The organism is Xanthomonas phaseoli pv. dieffenbachiae (assembly GCF_008639345.1).
GTDB lineage: Bacteria > Pseudomonadota > Gammaproteobacteria > Xanthomonadales > Xanthomonadaceae > Xanthomonas > Xanthomonas phaseoli.
Genome location: NZ_CP041380.1, coordinates 2,852,473 through 2,869,806, shown reverse-complemented (window position 1 = coordinate 2,869,806; position 17,334 = coordinate 2,852,473). Strand labels below are relative to the sequence as shown.

At 65.6% G+C, this 17,334-nt stretch carries 11 protein-coding genes; 8 read left to right on the top strand and 3 right to left on the bottom strand.

Annotated elements, in window-relative coordinates:
* Positions 1 to 101 precede the first annotated feature (101 nt).
* The 8 genes from FLG15_RS12995 to FLG15_RS12955 all read left to right on the top strand — a co-directional run bounded on the left by FLG15_RS12995 (position 102) and on the right by FLG15_RS12955 (position 13,214).
* The gene (locus FLG15_RS12995; RefSeq protein WP_057678206.1) at positions 102 to 1,718 is read left to right on the top strand and encodes an aldehyde dehydrogenase family protein; all 1,617 of its coding nucleotides are present in this window, start codon (positions 102 to 104) and stop codon (positions 1,716 to 1,718) included.
* Entirely contained in the window at positions 1,715 to 2,914 is a 1,200-nt protein-coding gene (locus FLG15_RS12990) for a M24 family metallopeptidase (protein WP_057678195.1), read from the top strand. The genes FLG15_RS12995 and FLG15_RS12990 overlap by 4 nt, the downstream gene beginning before the upstream one ends.
* A gap of 116 nt (positions 2,915 to 3,030) precedes the next feature.
* Positions 3,031 to 4,845, top strand: coding sequence for a DUF885 domain-containing protein (locus FLG15_RS12985; RefSeq protein ID WP_057678194.1), 1,815 nt, complete (start codon positions 3,031 to 3,033; stop codon positions 4,843 to 4,845).
* Positions 4,842 to 6,674 carry a DUF885 domain-containing protein gene (locus FLG15_RS12980; RefSeq protein ID WP_150146504.1) on the top strand — a complete coding sequence of 611 codons (1,833 nt, stop codon included), beginning with the start codon at positions 4,842 to 4,844 and terminating at the stop codon, positions 6,672 to 6,674. Before FLG15_RS12985 ends, FLG15_RS12980 begins: the two co-directional genes overlap by 4 nt.
* Positions 6,675 to 7,163: 489 nt before the next feature.
* Positions 7,164 to 8,735 (top strand): APC family permease, encoded by a 1,572-nt coding sequence (locus tag FLG15_RS12970; protein WP_057680140.1) that lies wholly within the window; start codon positions 7,164 to 7,166, stop codon positions 8,733 to 8,735.
* A complete protein-coding gene (locus FLG15_RS12965; protein ID WP_057680139.1) occupies positions 8,725 to 11,061 on the top strand; it encodes a S9 family peptidase in 2,337 nt (778 codons plus the stop codon). The genes FLG15_RS12970 and FLG15_RS12965 overlap by 11 nt, the downstream gene beginning before the upstream one ends.
* Positions 11,061 to 12,695, top strand: a complete 1,635-nt coding sequence (locus FLG15_RS12960; protein ID WP_209227242.1) for a DUF5597 domain-containing protein — start codon at positions 11,061 to 11,063, stop codon at positions 12,693 to 12,695. Before FLG15_RS12965 ends, FLG15_RS12960 begins: the two co-directional genes overlap by 1 nt.
* A gap of 222 nt (positions 12,696 to 12,917) precedes the next feature.
* Positions 12,918 to 13,214 carry a flagellar basal body rod protein FlgC gene (locus FLG15_RS12955; protein WP_150146495.1) on the top strand — a complete coding sequence of 99 codons (297 nt, stop codon included), beginning with the start codon at positions 12,918 to 12,920 and terminating at the stop codon, positions 13,212 to 13,214.
* Between the two features lie 255 nt (positions 13,215 to 13,469).
* On the opposite strand, the gene FLG15_RS23510 is transcribed toward FLG15_RS12955, so the two are convergent.
* The 3 genes from FLG15_RS23510 to FLG15_RS12935 form a co-directional block, all read right to left on the bottom strand.
* Positions 13,470 to 13,976, bottom strand: a complete 507-nt coding sequence (locus tag FLG15_RS23510; RefSeq protein ID WP_209228053.1) for a hypothetical protein — start codon at positions 13,974 to 13,976, stop codon at positions 13,470 to 13,472.
* Positions 13,973 to 15,043, bottom strand: a complete 1,071-nt coding sequence (locus FLG15_RS12940; protein ID WP_150147685.1) for a DUF5694 domain-containing protein — start codon at positions 15,041 to 15,043, stop codon at positions 13,973 to 13,975. Before FLG15_RS12940 ends, FLG15_RS23510 begins: the two co-directional genes overlap by 4 nt.
* Positions 15,044 to 15,476: 433 nt before the next feature.
* Positions 15,477 to 17,048, bottom strand: coding sequence for a S53 family peptidase (locus FLG15_RS12935; protein ID WP_150146489.1), 1,572 nt, complete (start codon positions 17,046 to 17,048; stop codon positions 15,477 to 15,479).
* Between the last annotated feature and the right edge of the window lie 286 nt (positions 17,049 to 17,334).

Below are 17,334 nucleotides of genomic sequence, written 5' to 3'. Positions count from 1 at the left end.
GATGCGGATGTGGCATCCAGTGCTGCATCCTCATCGTCTTGTTGGTCGGCCGCCAGCGCACCGAGCGCCGGTCCTGCTTCCCTGTCACCGAAGGTGCCGTCATGAACGATACGAACCACTCCATTCCCGCGGCCGCAGCCGAGATCCTGCTGGCAGGGCAATGGCAAGCCAGCCGCGCCGCCACCGGCAGCTTCCGTGCTGCCGATCCGGCCACCGGCGAGCCGATCGGGCCGTACTTTCCGGTCAGTGGTGCGGACGATGTGGAAGCGGCCGTGGCGGCGGCGCAGTCAGTGGCAGCGGAGTTGGCGGCCGCACCGGTGGAGCGGATCGCTGCCTTTCTGGAAGGCTATGCCGACGCGCTGGATGCCGACGCCGACAACCTGGTCGCGCTGGCGCATGCCGAGACGGCGCTGCCGGCGCCCACACGCTTGCGCGGCAACGAACTGCCGCGCACCAGCGGCCAACTGCGGCAGGCCGCACAGGCCGTGCGCAGCTACAGCTGGACCCAGCCCATCATCGACAGCGCGGCAGATCTGCGTTCGCACCTGGCGCCGCTAGGCAAACCGGTGCTGGTGTTCGGTCCCAACAACTTTCCGTTCGCCTTCAATGCGATTGCCGGCAGCGATTTCGCCTCGGCGATTGCCGCGCGCAACCCGGTCATTGCCAAGGCGCATCCGTTGCATCCGGCCACCAGCCAGCGCATGGCGCAGCTTGCGCATCAGGCCTTGGTCGCGGCTGGTCTGCCTGCGGCGGCGGTGCAACTGCTGTATCACTTCGACAATGCCATCGGCCTGCGCTTGGCGGGCGATGCGCGGCTGGGCGCGATCGGATTCACTGGCAGCCGTGCCGGCGGGTTGGCACTGAAGGCCGCCGCAGACGCGGCGGGCGTGCCGTTTTATGCCGAGCTTTCCAGCGTCAACCCGGTCTTCCTGTTGCCGGGCGCGCTGGCCGAACGCGGCGACGCGCTTGCGCAGGACTTCTTCGCCTCCTGCACGCTGGGGAGCGGGCAGTTCTGCACCAATCCCGGCGTGGTGGTGGTGCCGCATGGCGCTGCTGGCGATGCGTTCGTTGCGGCCAGCAAGGCGCATTTCGACGCGGCCATGCCGATGGTGCTGTTCTCCGCCTCTGGTGTGGAAGGCGTGCAACGTGGTGTGGCGAGCCTGCGTGCCGCCGGCGCCAGCATGCTGGCCGGCGGACACACCGGCGAGGACGGTTACCGCTATGCGCCGACCTTGTTGAGCGTGGATGCGCACGCCTTCCTGGCCAACCCGCACGCCCTGCAGGCCGAGGCCTTCGGCCCGGTAAGCCTGCTGGTGCGCGCAGCCGATGTGGCGCAGATGGCACAGGTGGCGGCCGCGTTCGAAGGCAACCTGACCGGCACGTTGTACCGCGCGGCCGATGGCCGCGACGATGCCGCGTGGCAGACCATCGCGCCGGTGTTGCGCGCGCGGGTAGGGCGGTTGATCAACAGCAAGATGCCAACCGGCGTGGCGGTGAGCGCGGCGCAGAACCACGGTGGCCCGTTCCCGAGCACCGGGCATCCGGGCTTCACCGCGGTGGGCATCCCCGGCGCCATCCGACGGTTTGCCGCCCTGCACAGCTACGACGCGGTGCCCGATGCACTGCTGCCCGCCGAACTGCGCCAGCGCAATCCGGGCGGCGTGGCGCGTTTTGTCGACGGGCAATGGAGCACCGCCGATCTGGGAGCCGGCGCATGAGCAGCCAGATCGGCGGGCTGTCGGTGGAGCAAGCGCGTAAGCAACTCGCGCCGTGGACACAGCGCGCCGCGCCAATCGCCACGGACGAATACGAGCGCCGCATCGAGCGTGCACGCAGCCTCATGCGCGCACATGGCGTGGATGCGCTGTTGATCGGTGCCGGCACGTCGCTGCGCTATTTCACCGGTGTGCCGTGGGGGGCGAGCGAGCGTCTGGTGGCCCTGCTGCTGACGCTGGAGGGCGATGCGGTGTTGCTCTGCCCCATGTTCGAGGAAGGCTCGCTGGATGCGGTGCTGAAGATCCCGGTGACCAAATACCTGTGGGAAGAGCACGACGACCCGTATGCACTGGTGGTACAGGCCATGGACGAGCGCCATGCGCACGCCCTGGCGCTGGACCCGGGCATTGCGTTCGCCGTGCACACCGGCCTGCGTGCGCATCTGGGCAAGGCGATCCGTGATGCCGGCGCGATCATCGATGGCTGCCGCATGTGCAAGTCGCCGGCCGAGCTGGCATTGATGCAGCAGGCGTGCGATATGACCTTGCTGGTGCAACGGCTGGCGGCCGGTCTCGCACACGAAGGGCTCGGGACCGATGAACTGGTGCGCTTCATCGACGAGGCGCATCGCGCGCTGGGCGCCGACAACGGATCGACCTTCTGTATCGTGCAGTACGGCCACGCTACTGCGTTTCCGCACGGCATCCCGGGCGTGCAGCACCTGCGCGAGGGCGAGATGGTGTTGATCGACACCGGCTGCACCGTGCAGGGCTACCACTCCGACATCACCCGCACCTGGATCTATGGTGCGGCCAACGACGCGCAGCAGCGCATCTGGGACCTGGAGCAGGCCGCGCAGGCGGCGGCATTCGCAGCGATCCGTCCCGGCGTGGCATGCGAGGCGGTGGACCAGGCGGCACGCAAGGTGCTGGAAGCAGCCGGGCTCGGGCCCGACTATCGGCTGCCCGGGTTGCCGCATCGCACCGGTCACGGTTGCGGCCTGGCGATTCACGAAGCGCCTTACCTGGTGCGCGGCAATGCGCTGCCGTTGCAGCCGGGCATGTGTGCCAGCAACGAGCCGATGATCGTGGTGCCGGGGCAGTTCGGCGTGCGCCTGGAAGACCATTTCCACGTGACCGACGATGGCGCGCAGTGGTTCACGCCGCCGTCGGTGGCGATCGATCAACCGTTTGCGTGAGCCTGCAAAGGTTCACGCACGCGTAGGAGCGCACCCGGCGCGACGGGCATTACCGAGTAACGCCATTCGCGCTCAGGCGCGCCCTTACCGCGGTCCTTGCATCTTGGAGTGAATGCATGAAACACCTGCGTCCTGTTGCCATCGGTCTGCTCGCCGCGGCCTTGTTCACCGCCTGCAAGCCGGCGCCACCCGCAGCGGAGCAGGCCACGCCTGCCTCCGCCTCGACCGGCGAGCAGGCTGCCAAGGCCTTCGATGCGCTGCTGGACAAGCAGTGGCAGTCCCAACTGCAGCACAACCCCGAGTTCGCCAGCATCATCGGCGACAAGCGCTACAACGACCGCTGGAGCGATTACTCGCTGGCGGCCGTGCAAGCAGAGCGCAGCGCAACGGCCGACCTGCTCAAGCAGTTCGAAGCGGTGGATGCCAAGCCGCTGGACGCGCAACGCCAGCTCAGCCTGCAGATGATGCTGGGCCAGTTGCGCGACAAGCTGGAAGGCATCGACCTGAAGACCTATGCAATGCCGCTGGAACCGATCGGCGGCATACAGTTGGCGTTGGCCGGGTACGGCGATGCCTTCCCGTTCGAAAACGCCAAGGATTACCGGGACTACATCAAGCGGCTGCAGACGATTCCGGCGGTGATCGACCAGGTGATCGCGGTGTCGCGGCAGGGGGCGAAGGACGGCCTCACCCAGCCGCGTTATCTGCTCGAACGCCTGCCTGAGCAGATCGACAAGATTGCGGCCTTGACCGGCGAGCAGAGTCCGTTCGCCTCGCCATTGAAAAAGCTCGACGCCGCCGTACCGGCCGACCAGCGCGAGGTGCTGCGCAAACAGCTGCTCGCCGCGATCGACCAGCAGGTGCGCCCGGCTTACCTAAAGCTGGCCGCGTTCGTCCGCGACGAATATGCCGCGCAGGGGCGCGCGCAGGAAGGTGTCTGGTCGCTGCCCGATGGCGAGCGCCGCTACCGTTACGCCATCCACACCCAGACCACCACCGACATGGCGCCGGAGGACATCCACCAGATCGGCCTGAACGAGGTGGCGCGCATCGAAGGCGAGATGACGCAGATCGCCAAGGCGCAGGGTTTTGCGGATCTGGCAAGCTTCCGCAAGGCGGTGGAGACCGACAAACGACACTTCGCCACCTCGGGCGAGCAGATCCTGCAGCAGTACCGCCAGTACATCGCGGGAATGGAACCGCAGCTGCCGAAGTTGTTCGGCCATCTGCCCAAGACCCCGTTGGAAGTGCAGGCGATGCCGGCCTTCCGACGCACCGCACCGGGTGCCGAATATTGGCAGAGCAATCCGGAAGGCACCAAGCCGGCGATCGTGAAGGTCAACACCAGCGACTTCGCCAGCCGCACGTTGATCAATATCGAAACCACCGCCTATCACGAAGGGGTCCCGGGTCATCACCTGCAGATTTCGCTCGCGCAGACCTTGCCGTTGCCGCCGTTCCGCCAGCAGGCCGGCTACAACGCCTATATCGAAGGTTGGGCGCTGTATGCCGAGCGCCTGGGCAAGGAGATCGGTTTCTTCAAGGATCCGTACAACGACTATGGGCGCCTGTCCGGCGAGTTGCTGCGCGCCAACCGGCTGGTGCTCGACACCGGCGTGCACTACAAGCACTGGAACCGCCAGCAGATGGTGGATTTCTTCCACGCACATCCGTCCGACGACGAGCCCAGCATCCAGTCCGAAACCGATCGCTACATCGTCTGGCCCGGCCAGGCGCTGGGGTACAAGCTCGGGCAGCTGCAGATCCTGGCGCTGCGTGCGGAAGCCGAGAAAGAACTCGGCCAGCGCTTCGATGTGCGCGCCTTCCACGATGCGGTGCTGGGCGGCGGCGCGATGCCGCTGGCGCTGCTGCAGCAACGCGTGCGGCAGTGGATTGCTCAGGCCAAGGCGGCGCCGGAGGCACACCAATGAGCACTATCGGCACGTTACGTGCGAGCACATTGACGCTGCTGATTGCAGCCAGCCTGGGCGGCCTGGCCTTGCCTGCGAAAGCGGCCGAGGTCGCGGCTGCGGCCACTCAGAACACCGCAGCGGCACGCTTCAAGGCCTTGTACACACGCGAGTGGCGCTGGCGCCAGGCGCAGGCGTCCGGCGCGGTGGATGAAGACAACCAGGCCACGCAGGAGCAACAAGCTGACCATCTGCCCAAGGTCGATGTCGCCACGCAAAACCTGCGCACGGCGTATTGGCAACAGGTGTTGAAGGAACTGGACGCCATCCCGCAGGCGCAGCTGTCGGCCGAGGATCAGGTGAGTTACCAGGTGTACCGGCAGCAATTGCAGGTGTTGCTGGACCAGCAGCATTTTCGCGCCTGGGAAATGCCGTTCAACAGCGACTCGGCGTTCTGGAGCGATCTGGGCTTCAGCGCCGAAGTCAAGCTGCGCACGCGTGAGGATTACCAGCGGTATCTGAAGATGCTGGCCGACATCCCGCGCTATTTCGCCGAGCACACCGACAATATGCGCGCCGGGCTGGCGCGTGGTTTCACCCAGCCGCGGGTCACGATGACCGGGCGCGACCAGTCCATCGCCGATGTGGCGCAGGCCAAAGGCGAGGCCAACCCGTTCTACGCGCCATTCAAGCAGATGCCGGCGACGCTGCCGGCCGATGTGCAGGCGCAACTGCGCCAGCAGGCGGTCAGTGTCATTCAGACACAGGTGGTGCCGGCGTACGCCAGGCTGCTGGACTTCATCCGCAATGAGTACCAGCCGCGCGCACGCACCACGCTGGCCGGCGAAGCGTTGCCGGACGGGCAGGCGTATTACCGTGCGCAGATTCGCGAGTTCACTACGCTGGACTTGAGCCCCGACCAGATCCATCAGATCGGCTTGCAGGAGGTGGCCAAGCTGCGCACGCAGATGGACCAGACCATCGCGGCCAGCGGCTTCAAGCCGCCGGCTGGGCAGGCCGTGTTCCCGGCATTCCTGCACTTCCTGCGTACCGACCCGCAGTTCTACGCCAAGACGCCGGAAGAGTTGCTCAAGCAGGCGGCGTGGATCGCCAAGCGCGTGGACGCCAAGGTGGGCGATTACATCGGCCGGCTGCCGCGCCGTCGCTTCGCCATCGAACCGGTGCCGCCGGAGCTGGCGCCGTTCTACACCGGCGGTCGCGGTGGGCCGGGCATCTATCTGGTCAATACCTACAACCTGCCGTCGCGGCCGTTGTACAACCTGACCGCGCTGACCTTGCACGAATCCTCGCCCGGCCACGCGTTGCAGATGCCGCTGGCGGCAGAGGCGCAGGGTTTGCCGGAGTTCCGTCGTTACGGCTACATCTCCGCCTATGGCGAAGGGTGGGCGCTGTATTCGGAGTACCTGGGCCAGGAAATGGGCATTTACGACACGCCCTATGACCGGTTCGGCTACCTGACCTACCAGATGTGGCGCGCCTGCCGTTTGGTGATCGATACCGGTATCCACCACAAGGGCTGGACGCGCGAGCAGGCGCAGGCCTACCTGCGCGACAACACTGCGCTGAGCGAGCACGAAGTCACCACCGAGGTGGACCGCTACATCGCCTGGCCGGGGCAGGCACTGTCGTACTACCTGGGCGAGCTGAAGATCATCGAGTTGCGGCACAAGGCCGAAGCCGCGCTCGGCGAGAAGTTCGACATCCGTGCCTTCCACGACGCGATCCTGGAAACCGGCTCGGTGCCGCTCCCGGTGCTGGAGCAACGCATCGCCCGCTTCATCGCCGAGGGTGGGAAGTCGCCCTGGGCTCAGGAGGCGTCGGAGCAATAGCAATGCTGTGAAGCCCCGTTGCCCCGGGGCGAGAAGGCACAGTTTGCGCGCCACTGGCGCGCGTGCCTTGGAGCGCCCGCGCCGCAAGCGCGGGCCGGGGCGGGAAGCGGGGGTTGGGGTGAGGGTACGGCGCGAAGCTGCGCAGTGTCGAAACGACACGATGCTGCGCGCATACCCTCATCCGCCCCTTCGGGGCACCTTCTCCCGCAGGGAGAAGGGGTGTCAGTGGAGCCCCTCTCCCTTTGGGGCGAGAAGGCACAGTTTGCGCGCCATCGGCGCGCGTGCCTTGGAGCGCCCGCGCCGCAAGCGCGGGCCGGGGCGGGAAGCGGGGGTTGGGGTGAGGGTACGGGGCGAAGCTGCGCAGTGTCGAAATGACACGAGGCTGCGCGCGTACCCTCATCCGCCCCTCCGGGGCACCTTCTTCCGCAGGGAGAAGGGAACAGCTGCAGTAGTTGGGAACCGGCGACAACCTTTTCAATGAGGGGCACCATGGCCACACAAGGCAAGTTCCACAAGCGGCTGAGCCTGACCGACCTGACCTTCATCGGGCTGGGTTCGATCTTCGGTTCCGGGTGGTTGTTTTCGGCCAGCCACGTCTCATCGATCGCGGGGCCGGCCGGCATCGTGTCGTGGATCCTCGGCGGCATCGCGGTGCTGTTGCTTGGGCTGGTGTATTGCGAACTCGGTGCGGCATTGCCGCGCGCCGGCGGAGTGGTGCGCTACCCGGAGTATTCGCATGGCGCCTTGCTCGGCTCGCTGACCGGCTTCATCACCTTGATCGCGTTCTCCAGCCTGATCGCGATCGAAGTGGAGGCGGCGCGGCAATACGCAGCGGCGTGGTTCCCGTGGTTGAGCCAGCCGAACAGCACCCATCCCAGCGTCGTGGGTTGGCTGGTGCAGCTGGCGTTGCTGGTGCTGTTCTTCGTGCTCAACTATTTCAGCGTCAAGACCTTTGCGCTGGCCAACAACATCGTCAGCATCTTCAAGTTTCTGGTGCCGATCCTGGTGATCGTGCTGCTGATGCAGCACTTCGATGCCGGCAATCTGAGCGTGCATGGGTTCGCGCCATCTGGCATGGCAGGCGTGGAAGCGGCGATCTCGGCCGGCGGCATCATCTTCGCGTACCTGGGATTGACCCCGATCGTGTCGGTGGCCAGCGAAGTGCGCGACCCGCAGCGCAATATTCCGATTGCGCTGATCCTGTCGGTGGCGCTGTCCACGGTGATTTACGTGCTGCTGCAGCTGGCGTTCCTGGGCAGCATCCCGGCCGCGCAGCTCGCACACGGCTGGGCGGGTATCGACAAGGCCTTCTCGCTGCCGTACCACGACATCGCTCTGGCGCTGGGCATGGCGTGGCTGGCGGCACTGGTGATCTGCGATGCGATGGTCTCGCCCAGCGGCACCGGCAACATCTACATGAATGCCACGCCGCGCGTGGTGTATGGCTGGGCGCGCAGCGGTGGATTCTTGCCAGTGCTGACGCGGGTGGATCCGGCGTCGGGCATCCCGCGTCCGGCACTGTGGTTGAGCCTGGGCTTGTCGATCTTCTGGACGCTGCCGTTTCCCTCGTGGGAGACGCTGATCGGCGTGGTGTCGGCGGCCCTGGTGCTGAGCTATGCGGTGGCGCCGATCACGGTGGCGGCCCTGCGCCGCAGCGCGCCGGACTTGCCGCGCCCATTTTTCGTGCGTGGCCTGCCGGTGCTGGGGCCGCTGTCGTTCATGGTGGCGGCGTTGATCGTGTACTGGTCCACCTGGCCGACCTTGTCGTGGTTGCTGGGCTTGCAGGTGCTCGCGTTCGTGCTGTATGTGCTGTACCGCCTGCCTTCGCGCGAAGGCCGCGCGCGCCTGGTGCGGCAGGTGCACGCATCGTTGTGGCTGATCGTGTTCTTCGTGCTGGTGATGCTGGTGTCGTGGGCGGGGACGTTCGGCGGACATGGCTGGATTGCGCATCCGTTCGATACGCTGGCCGTGGCGGCCATTGCGTTCTTCATTTACCACTGGGGCGCGCGCAGCGGTTTGCGCAGCGACGAGCTTGCGCTGGAGGAGGACGATGGTGAGTGAGGCGCGCCGCAGCGCACTTGGTTTGCGTCCATGGTCTGCGCTAGTCGCCTCGGTGATGCTGTTGTCCGGTGCTGTGCAGGCTGCGCCAAGCGTTGCCGATTACCAACGCTCGCTGGGGTTGCGCGAGCAGTGGATCACTCTGACGGAGAATGTCGCCTGGCCGGCGCAATGGCAGGACAATGGCAGGTTCCATTACCGCAAGACGGTGCCGGGTGGTTTTGCGTTCGTCAGTACCGATGTGGCCACGTTGCAGAAGCAGCCGGCCTTCGATCAGGCGCGCCTGGCACAGGGCCTGCGTGCGGCAACCGGACAACCCTATGCGCCGCTGCGCCTGCCGTTCGAGCAGTTCTGGTTTTCAACCGAGGGCGAACGCAGCGATGGCGCCATTGTCTTTGCACTGGACGATGCGCCCTGGCGTTGCACGCTGACCACCTACCACTGCGCACCCGATGCTCGGCTGCAGCCGGCACGCCCACGCGGTTTCGGCGTGGTGCGTGACCCGCTGGTGCCGGCAGACACCACGCCGCGTCGCTCGCCCGATGCCAAGTGGGAGGTGCTGGCCGATGGTTGGAACCTGGTGTTGCGCCATGTCGCCGACGGGCAGGTCACCCGGCTCAGCAGCGACGGCCGTGCCGATGACTATTTCGATCTGGAGAGTGTTGCCTGGTCGCCTGATTCGCGGCAGCTGGCGGTGTACCGCGTGCGTCCGGGGCTGGCTCGCCGTGTCACCCGCGTCGAAGCCGCGCCTGCCGGCGGCGGGCAACCGGTGGTGCATACCCAGTTGTATCCCAAGCCGGGCGATGCGGTGGATGTGGAGCGGCCGGTGCTATTTGCGCTGGACGGAACACGTCGCGACGTGGACACCGCGTTGTTCGACAACCCGTATTCGTTGTCGCCGCTGCAGTGGCGCAGCGATGGGCGCAGTGTGGCGTTCGAGTATGTGCAGCGTGGTTTTCAACGCATGCGCGTGATTGCGGTGGATGCAATCAGTGGGCGCGCGCGCGTGGCAGTCGGTGAAGACGCGCGCACCTTCGTGTATGCCGACCGCAGCTTTCGCCACGACGTAGACGGGCGTGGCGATGAGGTGCTGTGGATTTCCGAACGTGACGGCTGGCGGCACCTGTATCTGTTCGATGGACGCAGCGGCAAGCTGAAACGCCAGCTCACCCGCGGGCCGTGGGTGGTGCGCGATGTGCTGCGCGTGGACGATGCGCAACGCCGCATCTGGTTCACGGCCAGCGGGATGGATGCGGGCAAGGATCCGTACGACCGCCAGCTCTACAGCGTGGATTTCGACGGCCGCCGGTTGACCCGCTTGACCCACGCCGAGGCCGACCACGATGTGGCGATTGCCGATGACGGCCTGCATTACGTCGATGTCTATTCGCGGCCGGACCTGCCGCCGGTGATGGAGCTGCACGCCATCGATGGCCAGCTGCTGCACACCGTGGAGCGTGGCACGATCGACAAGCTGCAGGCCGCCGGCTGGCGCGCGCCGGAGACCTTCGTGGCCAAGGGCCGCGATGGCACCACCGATATCTGGGGCATGGTGGTGCGTCCGCGCGACTACGATCCGCGCAAGACCTATCCGGTGATCGAAAACATCTATGCCGGGCCACACGATTCCTTCGTCCCCAAGACGTTCTGGCCGTTCGGTTATCACTCCGGCGGCGACAAGCAGATCGGCATGCAGGCGCAGGCCGATCTGGGTTTCATCGTGGTGATGATCGACGGCATGGGGACCGCAAATCGCTCCAAGGCGTTTCATGATGTGGCGTGGAGAAATCTGGGCGATTCGGGGTTTGCCGACCGCATTGCCTGGCATCGTGCGCTGGCGACCAAGGACCCGTCTTACGACATCAGCCGCGTCGGTATCTACGGTGCATCGGCCGGCGGGCAGAGCACGCTGGGAGCGCTCGAGCGTCATCCGGAGTTCTACAAGGTGGGCGTTGCGTTTGCCGGGTGCTACGACAACCGCATGGACAAGATCAGCTGGAACGAGCAATGGATGGGCTGGCCGGTGGATGCGCACTATGCGCAGGCGTCCGGCGTGGCCAATGCAAGCAAGGTGCAGGGCGACCTGCTGCTGATCGTCGGCGAGCAGGACAGCAATGTGGATCCGGCGTCCACCGCACAAGTCGTCGACGCACTGATCAAGGCCGGCAAGGAATTCGACCTGCTCACCGTACCGGGTGGCGAGCATTCGGTCGGCCGCTCCAGCGGGCCGATCGATTACGTGCAACGTCGCCAGTACGACTTCTTCGTGCGCCATCTGCGCAACGAATCCACGCCGCACTGGAATTCCCTGCCATCGGAGGCGCAATGATGGGTTTGTTTGTTCGATTCAAGACACAGGGGCGCGGCCGGGTGGCGGGTCTGCTGTGGTCGCTGGCATTGCTGGCTGGCAGCACACCGTTGCTTGCTGCAGAGCAGCTGCCGCGCTTGGTCACCCAGAACGGCCGCCACGCGCTGTTTGTCGATGGTGCGCCGTATACGATCCTGTCCGCGCAATTGCACAACTCCAGCGCATGGCCGGCGGTATTGCCCAAGGCGTTGGACGAGGTGGTTGCCCTGCATGCCAACACGGTGGAAGCGCCGGTGTACTGGGAGCAGTTCGAGCCGGAACAGGGCCGCTTCGACACGAGCAATGTGGACGCGCTGATTGCCGGCGCCCGCAAGCGGGGCCTGCGCGTGGCCTTGCTGTGGTTCGGCAGCTGGAAGAATGGCCAGATGCATTACGTGCCGGAATGGATCAAGCGCGACGAAGCGACCTACCCGCGCATGCGCGACGCCAATGGCGAGCCGGTGGATGTGTTGTCGCCCCATGTGGCCGCCAATATGCAGGCCGATGCGCGTGCATTCACTGCGTTGATGCAGCACCTGCGCAAGGTGGATGGCGACCGCCATACCGTGATCCTGGTGCAGGTGGAAAACGAGCCGGGCGCCATCGGTACCGTGCGCGATCACGGCCCCGCAGGGGAGGCCGCGTTCGCACAACCGGTGCCGGCCCAGATTGCGCGCGCGCTGGGCAAGCCGCAGGGCAGCTGGCAGCAACTGTTCGGTGCCGAAGCAGCCGAAGCGTTCAATGCGTATGCCACCGCCGCGTATATCGAACAGGTGGCCGCCGCCGGCAAGCGTGTGTATCCGCTGCCGTTCTACGTCAACACCTGGCTGCGCTACAAGGGCAAGCGCTATCCGGGCATGGACTATCCGTCCGGCGGTGCGACGGTGAACGTCTTCGCGCTGTGGCGCGCGGCCACGCCGTCGATCGATTTCATCGGCACCGACATCTACACCAACGATTACAACGAATACACCAAGGTCATCGGCCAGTACGCGCCGCCCGACAACCCGGCCTGGGTGTCGGAAACCGGCTTCGAAGCGGCCACCGCGCCGTATCTGTTCCATGTGCTGGGGCAGGGCGGGATGGGCTTTTCGGTGTTCGGCATGGATGGCAACCCCGACAGCGAGGCCAACCGCGCAGCGGCTGCAGCCCATGCGGCCAACTTCACACTGCTCGCGCCGATGCAGCGGATTCTGGCGCAGGCGGCCTTCGACGGCCGCCTGCAGGCGGTGACCGAGCAGCCCGGCGCGCCACAGCGGACGCTGCGCTTCGGCGACTGGGAGGCCAAGGTGTCGTTCGGTGCGCCCATGTGGGGCGATGCGCCGCCCATTCTGCCGGGCAACGACGACCACGCCGGCAGGCTACTGGTGGCGCAACTGGGGCCGGAGGAATTTCTGGTGACCGGTATGGCCGCACGCATTGAATTTTTCCGCGACGCGGCCGATACCCGTCATGGACAACTGTTGCGGGTGGAGCAGGGGCGGTATGTCGATGGGCGCTGGCAGATGGAAAGGCAGCTCAACGGCGACCAGACCGATTACGGCCTCAACTTCGGGCGTGTGGATGCGGCTGGCAATGTGCCCGTGGTGTTGCGGGTGCGGGTGGGTACTTACTGAGCGCGCGTGACGCGGCTGTAAGGCGGGCGTTGGGGGAATCGACGAGCTGGGCAGGACATTGCGGCTGCTGTCCGCCGGTTCTAGTGTTCCGAGCAGTGCCACTGACACATATTTGTTGATGCAAGTGCCAAAACAGTAGAACGCAGTTGCCAGCTGCGAGTGTGTTGGTGGGTTGTCAACAAACGTCATCGGTTAGTTCTCAGTTTCTACAGCGGAGCCATCATGAGCATCAGCAGCATCGCCAGTTCCGGAATGCAGGTCGCCGCGCTGCGTCAGCAGGTCGCGGCCAGCAATGTAGCCCGCCAGCCCGTGGATGGCAGCCCACGTCAGTCTGTCGCGGCCAGCACCCAGGCCAATGCCGGCGTGGCCGCCAGCGTCGTCGATGCCAGCGCCGATCCATCTGCACCGGCCACCGATCTGGTGGAAGGTCTATCGGCACGCAATGACTTCCAGGCAAATGCCAACGTGTTGCGGCGCTCCGACGAGATGCTGGGTAGCTTGTTGGATGTATTGACCTAAGCGGTTGGCCTACACGACGACGGTCGTCGACCTGTTGCATTGTGTGCACGGCGTGTCCTGCGAGCGGCAAGGATGCCGCGCACTCAAGGTCTTCGTGTTTTCTGCAGGGCCCTTGCCCGCCCACCATCGCAGGACACGCTGCAAGTACGTCCTTGTAAGCTCCGTGGCGGCATCCATGCCGCCAAGGGTCCCGCGACGGTGAGCGGGCAAGGACCGGCCAAACTGGTCGGTGCGCAGCGTTTCAACAAGCAACCATCAATGCGACGCCGTCGAAAATAACCAGCCAACTCTCAGGTGCGGTGAGTGCACCGCGCACTCAAGGTCTTCGCGTTTTGCTGCAGGGCCCTTGCCCGCCCACCATCGCGGGGCATGCTGCAAGTATGTCCATGTAAGCTCCGTGGCGGCATCCATGCCGCCAAGGGTCCCGCGACGGTGGGCGGGCAAGGACCAGTCGAGATGGTCGGTGCGCATGGTTCGGCAAAGCAACCGGCAGAGGGCTTTGCCCTTCTCCTTCGCTTTCATCAAAACCACCCGCCAACTGTCTGGTGCGGTGCCGTCGCCGATTGCGGGACCGTTGGCGGCATGGATGCCGCCATCGAGCCCCCATGGACGGTTTGACGGCGTGTCCCGCGAGCGGTGAGGGCACCGCACACGCGACGCGTCGATCTCCTCGCAACGCAGACGCGGTGAGGGCATCACGTATTCAAATAAACAGGCGTTGGTCTGGAGCGTCATACTGAAATCGCTGTACTCACAACTCATTGCCCGTCAGTGCCCAGCACCTGTGCCGCATTTATGATATCCACGCCCTGTAGCTGTCCCAGCCAGTTGTCGAACCAGGGTTTGTGCATCGCGCCGACCACCGCCAATACCCGTGCGCCGGGTTGGTCGGCAAAGCTGGCACGCACGTTAGACACCATGCGCAGGTTGCGGATTTCCCACCCGGACACGTAGCGATAGCCGTAGTGCTCCGGCGAGTCCTCGCTCAACGCAGCGCGAAAATCCACTGCAATCGCCAGCTGCTGGCTGGCAGGTAGATTGATCGCGCGGTACAACTCCAGCAGTTTGCTTTCGCTTGCCAACTGGTCTTCGTGTTCGCGCATGGTACGTGCACGCGGCGCGGCCTTGTCCCAGGCCGCCTGAATCGCCTTGCCGTAGGACACCGGATCGCCTATATCGATGTTGTCGCCGGTGTGATCGTCGGCCGAATACACACGCTGCAAACCAAGCCGTGCCGCCAGCCGCGCGGCGATCTGGTGACTCTCGTTGGGGCGCTCCTCTGCCTTGCGCAAGCGAGCAACCAGCGCAGCATCCAGCCCGTCGCCGGCACGTTGGTCGGCGGGTGCAAGCTGCAGCCATTGCACCAACGCAGATGACGGGTCGCCGGAGGCCAGGAACAGCGCTGCCAGATGGCGACGTTGTGCCGGCATGGGCGTCTGCGGCCAGGTCTTCAATGCGCTGCGTACCTGGCCAACGGCGGCTGGCACATCCAGTCCGGTGGCACGCGCAGCGTCGGCGGTGTCCGGACAATAGTTAGTGGTGTCTTCGGGCAGATAGACCGCAGGATGCCGGCGCATCAGATCGCAGCTTTCGCCAGACAGGTTTTCGACGGTGATGATGGTGGGGCGGTAAGCGGCCAGTCGGTCCATCAGCGGTTGCAGGCGCGCGGCACTGATGTCGCTGCCCTTGGGCACCTGCGATAGATGCACGCTGCCGAGTACCAGCACCTGCGTGCGTGGCGCGGCCATCTCCGCATCCAGCTGCGACAGATCCACTTGCGCCTGCGCTACGCTGGGCGCGATGAGCGTCAGCAATGCGGAGCACACCATGCGATGTTGCCATGGCGCGGTCACGGCCGAACGGGATGCCGCAGCGTTGACGCCGTTCGGTTCGCAAGGGACTGGGGTCTGCATGACGCTCCTTGTGGAATGATCGTGTCCGCGCCACCGCAAGCGCACCCTGCGGCGGTGGACGTGCGGCGAGTGTGGCCGAGGCAGCGGGCGGCGGGCCCGGCCGGAAAGTCATGCGGTCAAATGGCAGGGGCGGCAGTGCGCCCACCCTGCGAGGTTTTGCCTGGTGGTGAAACGTCGGCCACGGTGGGTCGCACGTGCCGCATGCAAGTGGCCTGAGCGTGCGTGGCGGCAAACCTGCAGGGGAGCTGGAGCGACGCAGCGAGGCGAGCGGCAGCCACCGCGCTTGTACGCGGATATCGGGGCATTCCGCGCGCGGTGATGGCTGCTTGCAGCATCGCCCATGCCACACTCAGTCCGGTCGCAGCGCCTCGGCCAAACGTGCGCCGTCGGGCACGCCCAACCCGGTATTGGCGTCCCAGCCGGTGGATGCACGGAAGCCGGCGTTATCGCCGGCGACGATGTCGCGGAATGCACCCGGTCGACCGTACAGACGCGGCAACACGAAGCGGGGTTGCATGCGGTTTGCGCCGTAGATGCGTGCCAGCAAGGCCGCCCATAACGGCGCAGCGGCGCTGGTGCCGCCCATCACGGCGGGCTGCCCGTTGATCAACAGGTAGTAACCGGTCTGCGCATCGGCATTGGCTGCGACATCGGGGACACCACGCATGCCCAACTGGCGTGACTGATGCTGCGCATTGGTGATGCGCAGACCCATCTGCCAGGCAGGGCGAGCAAAGAACCTGCTTTCTCCGCCGCCGCCGTTCGTCCAGGCTTGTTCGTTGGCGCTGTCGGCCGTTACCTGGAGCCGAGTGCCGCCGCAGGCAAGCACGAACGGGCTGGATGCCGGAAAGCAGACATTCAATCCTGGCTGCCCGTCGCTGGCGCCATCGTCGCCAGCGGCAATGCACACGGTGATGCCCATCAGTGCAGCGGCCTGAAACGCACAGTCGTACGCCTGCCGCGATTGCGGCGTCCATTGCGATTCGGTGAAGCCCCAGCTGATGGCGATGACGCCAGGAGAATGCTCTGCATCGTGGATGGCGGCGTTGATCGCTTCCAGAAAACCGTTGTCGGTGTTGGGCGCGAAATACACCACCAGTTTGGCGCCCGGCGCGATTGCCCCGGCGATCTGGATATCCATCTGCGCTTCGACATCGGCATCAGCATTGCCGCGACTGACGGTATTGGTGGCCCCGGGCAACAGCACATCGACCAGTGTCGGCATGGGCACGCGCAGCTGCGCGAAATAGGCCGCCACCTGTTCGCGTGCATAGCCGCCGCCCAACACGATGATGCCGATGCATTGACCGTGCCCGTCGTGCTCGGGAAAGCCGTAGAGCTGCGCCAGCTGCGGTGGCGTGTATTGCATGATCGGACCATCCTGACTGTCCGCCGTTGCAATGGGCCGCACCGCGGGTGGCGAGGAGGCAGTCGTCTCAGGCACGCTGGGCAGCGTCTGAGCCTGCGGGCGTGCGTCCAGCCCGAGCACGGCGGTGACGATGCCGCCCAGGGTCTGTGGAATCGATACCGGGCCGGTGCGTCCGCGATAGCGCAATGCACCATCGATATAGTCGCGCAAGCTGACCTGGAATGCGGCCTCGCATTGCTGCACGGTGCCTTCCGCGATCACATTGCCGCTGTCTGCGTGCGCGTGCTCGATCGTCAAGCCATAGCTGGCGGCAAAGTCGGCAACGGCCTGCAGATCGGTCGCACTGGCAGCGAAGCGCTCGCTGAACTCCGCGCGCGTGCATGCACTCGGTAGCGTATCGGGCTGCAGTTGCAGCAGCGCATCGGCAGCGGCATTCAATGCCGGCATCCGCACCGCGAGCAGGACGCGCAGGCGTTCGTCCTGCGGCGGTTGTCCGGCTTGGATGGTGGAGGGGGCGGTACGGCGCTCACTGCCGGCCAGGATCGTGTGCATGCGGGGGAGAACTCCATCGAGGTGGGTGGGACAACGTGGGTTGGTGCAGATCCAATGTCGCCGCCGCGTGCTGCGCGACCAGCGCGGCGCGCACGACTGCCAGCGTGTGCATTCAACGCCATGCGCGGGTTGTCCGTGCAGCGGGGTACCGCGTGCGATGGACTGCAATACGAAGCACGGACGCATCGATCGCTGGGCCACCGGCCAATGGCACGCAATGGCAAGCGGTTGCAGCAAGATCAGCATCGCCCGCGTGCGCCTCAAATCCTGCGACAGCATGCCGCGT

Coding starts and splice junctions, on each gene's coding strand:
- FLG15_RS12965 (WP_057680139.1), top strand. CDS start 8,725: ATGGTGAGTGAGGCGCGCCGCAGCGCACTTGGTTTGCGTCCATGGTCT.
- FLG15_RS23510 (WP_209228053.1), bottom strand. CDS start 13,976: ATGAGTTGTGAGTACAGCGATTTCAGTATGACGCTCCAGACCAACGCC.
- FLG15_RS12980 (WP_150146504.1), top strand. CDS start 4,842: ATGAGCACTATCGGCACGTTACGTGCGAGCACATTGACGCTGCTGATT.
- FLG15_RS12995 (WP_057678206.1), top strand. CDS start 102: ATGAACGATACGAACCACTCCATTCCCGCGGCCGCAGCCGAGATCCTG.
- FLG15_RS12970 (WP_057680140.1), top strand. CDS start 7,164: ATGGCCACACAAGGCAAGTTCCACAAGCGGCTGAGCCTGACCGACCTG.
- FLG15_RS12985 (WP_057678194.1), top strand. CDS start 3,031: ATGAAACACCTGCGTCCTGTTGCCATCGGTCTGCTCGCCGCGGCCTTG.
- FLG15_RS12990 (WP_057678195.1), top strand. CDS start 1,715: ATGAGCAGCCAGATCGGCGGGCTGTCGGTGGAGCAAGCGCGTAAGCAA.
- FLG15_RS12940 (WP_150147685.1), bottom strand. CDS start 15,043: ATGGTGTGCTCCGCATTGCTGACGCTCATCGCGCCCAGCGTAGCGCAG.
- FLG15_RS12955 (WP_150146495.1), top strand. CDS start 12,918: ATGAGCATCAGCAGCATCGCCAGTTCCGGAATGCAGGTCGCCGCGCTG.
- FLG15_RS12960 (WP_209227242.1), top strand. CDS start 11,061: ATGGGTTTGTTTGTTCGATTCAAGACACAGGGGCGCGGCCGGGTGGCG.
- FLG15_RS12935 (WP_150146489.1), bottom strand. CDS start 17,048: ATGCACACGATCCTGGCCGGCAGTGAGCGCCGTACCGCCCCCTCCACC.